This is a genomic window from Phascolarctobacterium succinatutens CAG:287 (genome assembly GCF_000434895.1).
Classification (GTDB): domain Bacteria; phylum Bacillota; class Negativicutes; order Acidaminococcales; family Acidaminococcaceae; genus Phascolarctobacterium_A; species Phascolarctobacterium_A succinatutens_A.
Genome location: NZ_FR892778.1, coordinates 25,699 through 37,363, shown reverse-complemented (window position 1 = coordinate 37,363; position 11,665 = coordinate 25,699). Strand labels below are relative to the sequence as shown.

Sequence of the window (11,665 nt, the reverse complement as noted above, 5' to 3'; positions counted from 1 at the left end):
CGAAACTTATACCCCGCAGTCATTAGGCTGCGGGGTTTTCGTTTGTGTAAAAATCACAAAAAATTTACTTATTTACGCAGGCCTTAACATGATATAATAAGAGTAGTACTATACATACGAGGTGAATTGCATGAAAACATCTTTTAGAACCTTATTTTTGACCTTTGCTTTTACGATGCTTTGCACAGCAATGGCTTTTGCCTATAATCCTGGTCAGCGCACCATCCAGCTTTTGGGTGAGACCTTGAACAGTGATAAGCATCCTGTACATCTGGTTGTAACCCAGACCATTGATATGCGTGAGGTGCTGACGCCTGAAGCATATGCTAAGCTGCCGGCAGCACAGCAAAAGCGCACAAATCGTACGGAATATAATGAAGCTAATGGCATCAATGCTGAGCGCATCACTACTACCGATGGTGACGGCAAGGTAATCAAGGATACCGTTTCCTTTGTAAAGAACGGCTATTGGTATACCATTGACTATCTTAATAAAAACTATGACAGAGTTCCTGAGCTGCCGGGCATGAGCATGCCCTTTGCCGAAACCTTGATCAGCTGGTTCAATGTACGTCCGCAGGGTGGTAATGATGCAGCCACCGGCTATGATTATGATAAGATGACCAAGGGCACCAACAGCCTGAACTTCTATTATGCAAAGGACACCGCCGACTGGAAGGGCTACGAAGTAAGCTATCTGCCTATCTTCAAGGTTCTTGAGGTTTCCAATACCGTAGATGAGGCAACTGCCTTTGCTCTGCCGCCTGCAGATTTCAAGGCCGTTGCTAATCCTTCTATGCGTGCTTACGCTAACAGACTTTTGGAAAGACAGTAAGTCTGGTAAGCTGATTATATTTTTTCAAAGGGGGAATACTTATGTTTAAAAAATTATTAGTTTTGCTTTCTATGCTGGCTGCGCTGGCAATGAGCGCAGTAGCTTTTGCTGCACCTGCTAAAAGCCATCAGCAGATGGTTATTGATGCTGCACGTGCCGAGGTTCCTACTGCTGCTGTATTTTATGGCTACAAGGAAGAAGATGGCGAAGCTGTTCTGAACTTCCGCGATAATGATAATTATCTGGAATACGAGGTAGAAGTTGTTCTTGCAACTACCAAGGTTAAGGAAGTAGAAATTAAAGGCAGCAATATTGCCGGCAGCACGATGATGGTAAAAACTCCTGAGGATATCAGACAAATCGTTCTGGAAGCATATCCTGATGCTAAAAACATTGTCATTAAAACTGAAAAAGAGGGCAACAATGTACATTATGATGTAGAGTTCGTTACTGCAAGATATAAAGTAGAAGCTGACATGAACCCGGTAACCGGTGCATTTGCCAAGAGAGAGCTGGAATATTTCTAAGCCTAAGCAAAAAATCAGAGGCAGTCTGCGGACTGTCTCTTTTTTATGCTGCGGAAGAGTGCCATTTTGCGTCAAAACATTGCATATCAAAGCATATTATTGTAAAATATATTAGATACAGAGTTTTTAACGCACTAAATATATATGACGAGGAGCGATTTACGTGAGTACAAATTTAGAAGTCGGTATCGTTGGCCTGCCTAATGTAGGCAAAAGTACCCTGTTTAATGCTATTACCAAAGCTGGCGCAGAAGCAGCAAACTATCCCTTCTGCACAATTGAGCCTAATGTAGGCGTTGTTGATGTGCCTGATAAACGCTTAGATGTTCTGAGCGATATGTTTAAATCCAAAAAGATTGTTCCGGCAGCTATGCGCTTTGTAGATATTGCCGGTCTGGTAAAGGGTGCAAGCAAGGGCGAAGGCCTGGGCAATAAGTTCCTGTCCCACATCCGTGAGGTGGATGCTGTTGCCGAGGTTGTACGTTGCTTTGAGGATGGCAACATCACCCACGTTGAAGGCAGTATTGATCCTCTGCGTGATATTGATATCATCAACACTGAACTGTGCCTGGCTGATATGGAAACCGTTGAAAAGCGCCAGGAGCGCCTGGTTAAGCTGGCAAAAACCGGCGATAAAAAGGTTAAGCTGGAGCAGGCTGTAATGGAAAAGGTTATGGCCGGCCTGTCTGATGGTGTGCCGGCACGCCGCCTTGGTCTGACCGAGGAAGAGCAGGAGTTTTTGGACGAGCTGCATCTGCTGACCATGAAACCGGTTCTGTACATTACCAACGTTGCTGAGGGCGAGGTTGCTGATCCGTCCGGTAACGAGCATGTACAGGCTGTAAAGAAATATGCTGCAGAAGAAAATGCTGAGGTTATCGTTGTTTCCGCGAAGATGGAAAGCGAAGTTGCTGAGCTTCCGGAAGAAGAGGCTAAGGAATATCTGGAAATGGCAGGCCTGGAGGAAACCGGTCTGGACCGCCTGATTAAAGCAGGCTTCAAGCTGCTTGGCCTGATGACCTTCCTGACTGCGGGCGAAATGGAATCCCGTGCCTGGACTATTAAGCTTAACACTAAGGCTCCGCAGGCAGCAGGCAAAATCCATACCGACTTTGAGCGTGGCTTTATCCGTGCGGAAATCGTTTCCTTTGATGATTTGGTAGCCTGCGGCAGCAAGGCTGCAGCACGTGAAAAAGGCCTGGTTCGTCTGGAGGGCAAGGATTACGTTATGCAGGACGGCGACGTTGTTGAGTTCCGCTTCAACGTATAATTTATAACAGCGTAATATGCAATCTGAGCGCAGCAAGCGAAAGCGTGCTGCGCTTTTTGTGTAGCTATATATCATCTAAAAAAGATGCGCTGTAAGTTTGTGTAATTCAAACTGCAAAGATATGCAAACCAAAAGTTTGTAGAATTGATTCTATAGCATCGACAGATTTTCTGTTGGCTGAATAGGGGTTTTTGTATAGGGATATGGTATAATAATGTAAAAATACGAATATGTTTATTGGAGGTGCGGAGATGTACGAACAGATTGTAGCTTGGTGGCAGACGAAAAATATTCAGACGGATGCAGACTTAGAAGAAGCATTTAACGGGCATGTAATTTCTTTTGCATATAACTCCGGTAATATTGAAAATCCTAATGTAACCTATCATGATACACGCGAAATTTTTGAGCATGATGGCGTTACAAGCTATACCGGCGATATCCGTACCTTGTTTGAGATTCGCAATGCCAAATTAGCTAATGAGTATTTTTTTGCAGCGTTTAATGAGCGTAAGCCTATTGATGAAAATTTGATAAAAGAAATCCAAAAACGCCTGACGCTCAATACTTATGATCCTTTGCGCTGGAAAAAAGGAGAACGGCCCGGGGAATATAAAAAGGGCGATTATGTAACAGGTAAGAATGAGACCGGTGCCTGGCAGGAGGATGTGCCGGACGAAATGCAGGAGCTTATAGGAGATATTGCCGATGTTGACGATAAGAATGCGTTAACGGCAGCAGCCTTTTTTCATGCTAAGTTTGAAAATATCCATCCGTTTGCCGATGGCAATGGGCGTACAGGACGCTTGGTGATGAATTATCTGCTGGTTATACATAATCATCCGCCGATTGTTATCCATCAGGAGGATAGAAAGGCGTATTTTGACGCGCTGGAGGCGTGGGATGAAGAGCAGAACCTGCAGCCGTTGAAGGATTTTTTGCGGGCGCAGACGGTTAAAACGTGGGAGAAGCAGGTGCTCAGGAGAAGAAGATAGAGGCGAATATGTACTTAGTTATTTGCAAAATCAGTGAAGTTTTTGTATAAAATAAAAAGAGAGGGCTACCGATAGGCGGTTCTCCAAAGCATTTAGCTAAAAAATAGCTGTCACGGTTTGGAGGTAAGGATGGCTATTTTTTTGCGCGAAGAATTTCGATACAGATTTTAATGTAGCCGAAAATAATCATGATGATATTACAGGTTTGTTTGCAATTTACGATTTTTATGTCTATAAGAACTAGCGTTGAAAAACGCAATGATCAATTATTTTTACGTAATGGGTTTAAAACTCATGGAAAATATAATTTTTCACTAATTAAGAAGCAAGCTATTACTTTAGACGATATTGAACTCATAGCATGTTCTGATGCAAAATATAATGACAGAGACGAAAATAAGATGAAAGGAGTTCATTTTTTCGTTGATGATTATCGTTTTGAAAACGTTTATAACAATCCGGATAGAACATTGGGTAAGTATTCGCAGTATCGATTTCTTCTTTCGCCTGACTTTTCTATGTATGCAGAAATGAATTCATGGAGACAAATTGAAAGTGTAGCTAAAAATCGTTGGTGTGGCGCTTTTTGGCAAGAACATGGATTAATAGTTATTCCTACAATTTCTTGGAGTGATGCATTGAGTTATGACTTTTGTTTTGATGGCGTAGAACAAAATTCTGTAGTTGCTATAGGAATGATTGGTTGTAAAACTGATAAGAGGGCATTTATGAGTGGGTATAATGAGATGCTGAACAGAATCCATCCAGAAGCAGTTATTTGTTTCGGTACACCTTTCCAAGAAATGCAGGGAAACCTCATTCCAGTAGATTATATGAAATCCAGAAAGGTGGTACGGTAACATGGGTGGAAGAGGTTCGTATGCAGCAGGTAATAATGTTGAGTATACTTATAAAACGGTAGGGATGGTCGATGGGGTAAAAATTTTACAAGGAATAGGCAATAAGCATGGACTTCCTGAGTCTTCTCATAGCAGTGAGGCTTACATAAAGTTAAAGCCAGATGGAACATTTCATGAGATGCGTTTTTACAATAAAGAACATGTTTTGTATATGGAAATAGCATATCATCCAGAACAGGCTTTGACAGGGAATCGACATACTCCGATTTTGCATTACCATTTGTATGATGATAAATTTAGTAAAAATTCAACGGGACCTTTTCATAGAACAAAGGCGAAAGTTTTGTCTAAGGAAATGAAACAAAAATACAATAAGTTCTTTGTGGGGGTGGAATAGTATGGTTGGTGGAACTCCTAATGAATTTTTGAACAGGATCTATTCTTGCCAAGATACAGTTTATATTTATGATGGCATCAAATATTGGTTTCAAGGATATATGCCAGATGATAAATCTGTGCATATGGAAATCATTCAGTACCAGCCACCGAGTGATAAGGAGATTTGGTGTCATGATGGGAAAACTATAGAAGAATGTTATCAGGCATTCATTGATGCTCCGATTTTTGGAGGTAAAACATTTTGGGACGCTGAACAAGACGTTCAATGGGTTGATGATTAATAAATTTCTTAGAAGCTAGAATAAAAATCTTCAAAATTAAAATTTAAAACTTGCGTTGTGTATGTTGGTGTAGTATAATATACGCACTAATAGGGGTATATGTTTGCGGACATATACTTGAGAGAGTCGGAGAAATCCGGCTTTCTTTATTTTATAGCATAATTCTAGAGGCTTTTGAAGTGTTGAGCTTTGAAAGCCTTTTTTCTTTTGTCAATTTGTACGCGCTGTATTATAATTATTGTAAAGAAAAATTTTAGTAGGTCGAGTGGACGAATTAAGATAGAGAGCGGGAGGAAATGTATGCCGACTTTAAACTGGATTGGAAAAGACAAGGTGCTGAACCACCATTTGGAAGTGCCTTTTCATGTGCTGGAAAGGCAGTACAGCTTTGATGAAGCAGGCAAGCATGAAGAAGATAACGGCAGCGAGAACATGATTATTCATGGTGACAATTTGCTGGCGCTTAAGTCGCTGCTGCCCAAGTATGAGGGCAAGATTAAATGTATTTATATTGATCCGCCGTACAATACAGGCAATGAAAACTGGGTGTACAATGATAATGTTAATGATCCGCAGATACAAAGATGGCTGCATCAGGTTGTAGGCAAAGAGGGCGAGGATTTGTCTCGTCATGATAAATGGCTGTGCATGATGTATCCGCGCCTTAAGCTTTTGCAGCGCCTGCTTGCGGATGACGGTGTTATTTTTATTAGTATTGATGTATTTGAGTATGCCCATCTAAAATGCATAATGGATGAAATTTTTGGAATAGCTAATTTTCGTAATTGTATAGCTGTGCGAAGAGGAATAAAGAATGTACAGGCGCAGTTTGAAGAGGTACAAGCATTATCTTTAGGACATGAATATATTTATCTTTATTCTAAAAATACGCACGCTAAACTTCCTAAGTTATCAAAGCCATTAGAATTAGCAAAAGCTGGTAAGTGGGATACTTTTTGGCGCGGAACTGATAGACCAACGATGCGTTACAGAATTTTTGATGCATTACCAACTTCTGGACAATGGAGATGGGAAGAAAATAGAACGCGTAAGGCAATGAAAAATTACGAGATATATATAGCACAATATGCAGATAAAATATCAATAGATGATTTTTTTATTGAGCATTTAATGGCAACAAATGAAAAATTAGATTTTGTAAGAAAAAACGAAAATGGAGTTATTCAATATTATGTGCCACCACAGACAGGAAAACTTTTGAGTGATAATTGGATGGACATTTTACTTTCAGGTTCTTTTGCCGGATTTGATACAGAAAAAAATGTTTTGCTTATACAACGTATAATCGATTGGATAGTTCGTCCTGGAGAAATTATACTCGACTCTTTCGCAGGCAGTGGTACAACTGCTCACGCTGTGTTGAATATGAATAAAGCAGATGGCGGTAACCGTAAATTTATCTGCATCGAGATGATGGATTATGCAGATACGATTACAGCAGAGCGTGTTAAGCGTGTGATTAATGGTTATGGTGAGGGAAAGAAAGCTGTGGATGGCACCGGTGGCAACTTCAGCTACTATGAATTAGGCGAGCCGCTGCTTGTAGATGATAAACTCAATAATGCTGTGAGCACCGAAAAAATCCGTGAATATATATACTATATGGAAACAAAACAGGCGCTGCCGGAGGCAGCTGCCGAAGAACCGATGCTTTTAGGCGTGTATCATGGAGCAGCCTACTACTTTAACTACGAAAAAGACGCAAGCACTACGCTGAATGCTGCTTTCTTGAAGAGCATCAAGACGCAAGCGGAAGCCTATGTTATTTACGCTGATACCTGCGTTCTTTCAGAAAATAAATTGCAGCAGTTCCATATTACATTTAAAAAGATTCCGCGTGACATCGCAAGGCTGTGAGGGTAAAAACATGGAATTAAAAAATTACCAGAAAAAAGTTATAGCGGATTTGCAAAACTATCTACACTCATTAAAGCAGAGCGCCAATCTTGCGGAAGCCTGGAAGAATTATTGGCAGACAAAGGATATTAGCGTAGGCAACGGCGGTGTCCCCACTTATAAAGATAATATTCAGGGTGTGCCTGCTGTCTGCATGAAGGTTCCTACCGGCGGCGGCAAAACCTTTCTTGCCTGCAGTGCTATCAAGCATATTTTTGATTTTATGCCGGCAGAAAAGCCTAAGCTTGTAGTTTGGCTTGTGCCGTCAGATCCTATTTTGGAGCAGACTTTAAAAAATTTGTCCAATCCGGACCATCCCTACAAGCAAGCTTTAGACAGAGATTTTGGCGGACGCGTGCAGGTGCTGAACAAAGCTATGCTGCTTAACGGTCAAGGCTTTTCGGCAGATTCGGTGCAGCATATTTTAACCATTTGTGTATTGAGCTTTGATTCCTTGCGCATTAATTCCGGACGCAGATATGACAGGAAAATTTATCAGGAAAACAGTAATCTGGCAGATTTTGCTGCCTTCTATAAAAATGATGAAGTTCTGCTGGAAGGTACTCCGGAAACAGCACTGATTCAGGTGTTGCGTCATTTGCGTCCAGTGACGATTGTTGACGAAAGCCATAATGCAATTTCTGCTTTGAGTGTAGAAATGCTCAATAATATCTATCCCTCATTTATTTTAGAATTAACTGCCACACCTAAAAGCAACAGTAACGTTGTGTCGTATGTTGATGCAAGGGAACTGAAAAAGGAAAATATGGTAAAGCTTCCTGTTATAGTTTATAAACGTAACAGCCGTGAAAGCGTTATTGCCGATGCTATTCAGTTGCGTGGAAAGCTGGAGCAAAAGGCGCTGGAAGAGGAAGCAGTTACCGGCAATTATATACGTCCTATCGTACTTTTTCAGGCACAGCCAAGGAGTAACGATGATAACACTACCTTTGATAAAATAAAACATTTGCTTTTGGAAATTGGTATTCCGGAAGAAGAGATAGCTATCAAAACCGGTGAGAAAAATGATTTGAAAAATGTAGACTTGCTGAGCAAAGCTTGTGCAGTACGCTATATCATTACGGTTAATGCGCTGAAAGAGGGATGGGACTGTCCGTTTGCGTATATTTTGGCTTCGCTGGCAAACAAAACATCTGCTGTTGATGTAGAACAGATTTTAGGCCGTGTGCTGCGTCAGCCTTATACAAGACAGCATCAACATTTTTTACTGAACTCTTCTTATGTTTTGAGCTGTTCTAATGACTTCCGTAATACCTTGGACAGTATCGTCAAGGGGTTGAATGGTGCCGGTTTCAGCCGAAAGGATTACCGTGTAGGCGGGGAGGAAGAGGTTCCTGCAAAAGAGCAGCAACCACAGCCTCAACCTCAGCAGGAGGAACTTTTCAACAACAATGAGAATGCTGTTGAGAACAACAATGATGATGATTTCACGGATATCACGCCGGAAAATATTAAGGAACAAATCGATAATACTGATGAGCAAAGTCAGTCTTTGACAGATATGGAAAACCAGGCAGAGCAGCAGACGCAGAAGTATACTGAAGAAACTTCCGGGGAAAATTTTATGGGAGGAACTGAAGCACAGATGCAGCACAGATTTAAAATCAGAACAGAAAATATTGAATCAGCTAAAGCTTTACGATTGCCTAAATTCTGTATCAAGGCAGATTTTGGTTTGTTTGATGATGGTGCGTTTAACTATCTTGAACCGGAAAATTTACTGGAAGGCTTCCGCTTAACCGGACAAGATGCAAATGTTAATTTCAAATTAGCTTCTGGCGAAATGTATTCTGTTGATATTGCGCAAAGCGGTGAAGCGGTGCCGCAATATCGCATGGTTACAGACAGCGATAAGAAAAAATTGCGTGAATATCTGGACAGCCTGCCGCAGGAAAGACAAATTGCTACCTGTATAGATGCAATCTGTGCCGTAATCAATCGCAAAAATGCTTATCGCAGCACGGACATCAGAGATTACGTGAAACGTGTAATAGATGGTTTGCATAGTGATGATTTGTTGGCAATGCTTACGGCTAAAGAAACTTATGCGAAAAAGATTCAGGAAAAAATTGATAAGCTGGCAGCTGTTTATAAGCAGAAAAGATTCATGCAGCTTTTGGATGAAGGCGAAATTGAATGCTGTGAGCGTTACGAAGTGCCTGATTTTATAACACCGCTTGATTTTACTGATGCTTTGCCTAAATCGCTTTATGAAGCAGAAAAAAATGACATGAATGAGTACGAGCATAAGGTACTGGATGTTATTATCGGTCAAAGCAATATTGTATGGTGGCATAGGATTATAGAACGCCAAGGGTTCTGTATTAATGGTTTTATAAATCATTATCCAGATTTTCTTGTGTTGACGAAAAATAGCAAAGTACTTTTGATTGAAGCAAAAGGAGATCACTTGGCGAACGATGATAGCGAAAATAAGCTGCTTTTAGGACGAAAATGGCAGGAAGCTGCAGGTCGTGACTATCGTTATATGATGGTTTTTGAGAAAAAAGAATTCCAGCATGATGGTGCTTATACGCTGGACGAATTTGCAGAAGTGATTAAAAAGTTGTAGCTCATTGCAACCTGAGCGCAGCAAGCGAAAGCGTGCTGCGCTTTTTGCTGTTGGGAGGCGCTGGAGCAGCGTACAAAGGCAAATAAACAAAAATTCTTTTCCCATGAGCACGTAAAGTGTGATAAAATAGAATAGATATACTATGACTACGAGGTGAAGCGAATTGGTAAAGGTAATTGCTATTGCCAACCAGAAGGGTGGTGTTGGCAAGACTACTACGGCGGTAAATCTGGCTGCGTGCCTGGCGGCGCTGGAACGCAAGGTACTTTTGATTGACAGTGATCCGCAGGGAAATGCTACCAGCGGCTTTGGCTTTGATAAACGTGATATTAAGCAATGCATTTATGATGCGATTATCAGTGAAGTACCCATGCAGGATGTAATTAAGCATACAGCCTATAAAGGACTGGACCTGGTGCCTGCTACTATCCAGCTTGCCGGTGCGGAAATAGAGCTTGTTTCGCTGATGAACCGTGAAGGACGTTTGAAAAACTCTCTGGAAAGAGTAAAGCATAATTATGATTACGTTATTATTGATTGCCCGCCGTCACTTGGCCTGCTGACAATCAACGGCCTGACAGCTGCCAGCTCGGTAATGATTCCGATTCAGTGCGAATTTTATGCGCTGGAGGGCGTTACTATGCTGATGAACACGATTCAGCTGGTACAGCGTAACCTGAACCCGGCATTGAAGCTGGAGGGTGTGCTGATGACTATGTATGACAGTAGAACAAACCTGTCGCAGGATGTTGTGAACGAGGTACAGAAGTACTTCAAAACAAAAATGTATCAGACGATTATTCCGCGTAACGTGCGCCTGAGTGAAGCACCCAGCCACGGACAACCGGTTATCGACTATGACAGCAAATCTAAGGGTGCGCAGGTGTATATGGACTTTGCGCGTGAGGTGATTGAGGATGAGTAAGAAGGGCGGCTTAGGCAAGGGTCTGGGCGCAATTTTCGGCGAAAATACCAGTCCTGCCGTAGAAAAGGCGCAGGAGCCTGCAAGTGCTGCACAGGAGCTGCTTATTAAAAATATCGCAGCGAATCCGTATCAGCCGCGCTGCAACTTTGATGAGGAAAAGCTGCAGGAGCTGGCTGCTTCTATTAAGGAGTTTGGCGTTGTTCAGCCGGTAGTGGTGCGCAAAAAGGGCAGAAGCTACGAGCTGGTGGCAGGCGAACGCCGTCTGCGTGCCGCAGGCTTAGCCGGACTTACCAAGGTGCCTGCTATCGTTAAGGATTATGACGATGCCAAGATGATGGAAATTGCGCTGATTGAAAATATTCAGCGCCATGACCTGAACCCGATTGAAGAAGCGCAGGGCTTACGCCGCCTGATGCAGGAATTTAAGCTGACGCAGGAGCAGACTGCAGAAAAGGTAGGCCGCAGCCGCAGTGCCGTGACTAATATTCTGCGCCTTCTGAACCTGCCGGAGCAGGTACAGAAGCAAATTATCAACGGCGTGCTGACGATGGGCCAGGCTAAGCAGCTTTTGGGATTGCCGAAACCGGAGCAGATGTGCGAGGTGGCTGAGGCGATTATCGCCAACGGCTGGAGCTCACGCATGACGGAAGAGGTTGTGCGTAAGCTGAAGGAAGGCAAGAAGCTGAAGATTGTCCGTGAGCTTATCGAGGAAGAAGCCAAAAATAAGGATAATAAGGAAAAGAAGCCTAAGCGTGAGCCTACCGAGAATGATATTTTTTGCCATGATTTTGAACAGCGTCTGGTAGAGTTTTTGGGTACTAAGGTTAAGGTTGTGCCTAAGTTAGATGAGCAGGGACGCCAGGGCGGTACCATTCACATTGAATATTATTCCGCTGAGGACCTGGAGCGTATCTATGAGGTGCTGCAGCAGGGACGCCATGAGGATAAGCCGCATAACGGCGAACCTAAGCGTTTGAATGTGTGATTTCAGACGTTTGACAGTGAGATGAAAAAACGGCCTTCAAGGGCCGGTAATTTAGATAAGCGTTGGTATGAGGGGGCT

The 11,665-nt window shown here is 42.4% G+C and carries 11 protein-coding genes; all 11 read left to right on the top strand.

Going from position 1 to position 11,665, the window contains the following annotated elements:
- Positions 1-130: 130 nt before the first annotated feature.
- The 11 genes from BN587_RS04010 to BN587_RS03960 all read left to right on the top strand — a co-directional run bounded on the left by BN587_RS04010 (position 131) and on the right by BN587_RS03960 (position 11,587).
- Positions 131-835: a hypothetical protein gene (locus tag BN587_RS04010; protein WP_021719862.1), complete on the top strand. Its 705-nt coding sequence runs from the start codon at positions 131-133 to the stop codon at positions 833-835.
- A gap of 41 nt (positions 836-876) precedes the next feature.
- Positions 877-1,362, top strand: a complete 486-nt coding sequence (locus BN587_RS04005) for a PepSY domain-containing protein (RefSeq protein ID WP_021719861.1) — start codon at positions 877-879, stop codon at positions 1,360-1,362.
- 163 nt (positions 1,363-1,525) lie between these two features.
- A complete protein-coding gene (ychF, locus tag BN587_RS04000) occupies positions 1,526-2,632 on the top strand; it encodes a redox-regulated ATPase YchF (RefSeq protein ID WP_021719860.1) in 1,107 nt (368 codons plus the stop codon).
- A 251-nt stretch (positions 2,633-2,883) separates the two neighbouring features.
- On the top strand, positions 2,884-3,627 hold the full coding sequence (locus BN587_RS03995; RefSeq protein WP_021719859.1) for a Fic family protein: 744 nt from the start codon (positions 2,884-2,886) through the stop codon (positions 3,625-3,627).
- Between the two features lie 188 nt (positions 3,628-3,815).
- Positions 3,816-4,487, top strand: coding sequence for a DUF4417 domain-containing protein (locus BN587_RS03990; RefSeq protein ID WP_021719858.1), 672 nt, complete (start codon positions 3,816-3,818; stop codon positions 4,485-4,487).
- 1 nt (position 4,488) lies between these two features.
- Entirely contained in the window at positions 4,489-4,884 is a 396-nt protein-coding gene (locus tag BN587_RS03985; RefSeq protein WP_021719857.1) for a hypothetical protein, read from the top strand.
- Between the two features lies 1 nt (position 4,885).
- Positions 4,886-5,167 (top strand): hypothetical protein, encoded by a 282-nt coding sequence (locus BN587_RS03980; protein ID WP_021719856.1) that lies wholly within the window; start codon positions 4,886-4,888, stop codon positions 5,165-5,167.
- Between the two features lie 300 nt (positions 5,168-5,467).
- Positions 5,468-7,045, top strand: coding sequence for a site-specific DNA-methyltransferase (locus tag BN587_RS03975; protein WP_021719855.1), 1,578 nt, complete (start codon positions 5,468-5,470; stop codon positions 7,043-7,045).
- Positions 7,046-7,055: 10 nt separating this feature from the next.
- The gene (locus BN587_RS03970) at positions 7,056-9,677 is read left to right on the top strand and encodes a DEAD/DEAH box helicase (protein WP_021719854.1); all 2,622 of its coding nucleotides are present in this window, start codon (positions 7,056-7,058) and stop codon (positions 9,675-9,677) included.
- Between the two features lie 163 nt (positions 9,678-9,840).
- A complete protein-coding gene (locus tag BN587_RS03965; protein WP_021719853.1) occupies positions 9,841-10,602 on the top strand; it encodes a ParA family protein in 762 nt (253 codons plus the stop codon).
- Positions 10,595-11,587 (top strand): ParB/RepB/Spo0J family partition protein, encoded by a 993-nt coding sequence (locus tag BN587_RS03960; protein ID WP_021719852.1) that lies wholly within the window; start codon positions 10,595-10,597, stop codon positions 11,585-11,587. The genes BN587_RS03965 and BN587_RS03960 overlap by 8 nt, the downstream gene beginning before the upstream one ends.
- Positions 11,588-11,665: the final 78 nt, after the last annotated feature.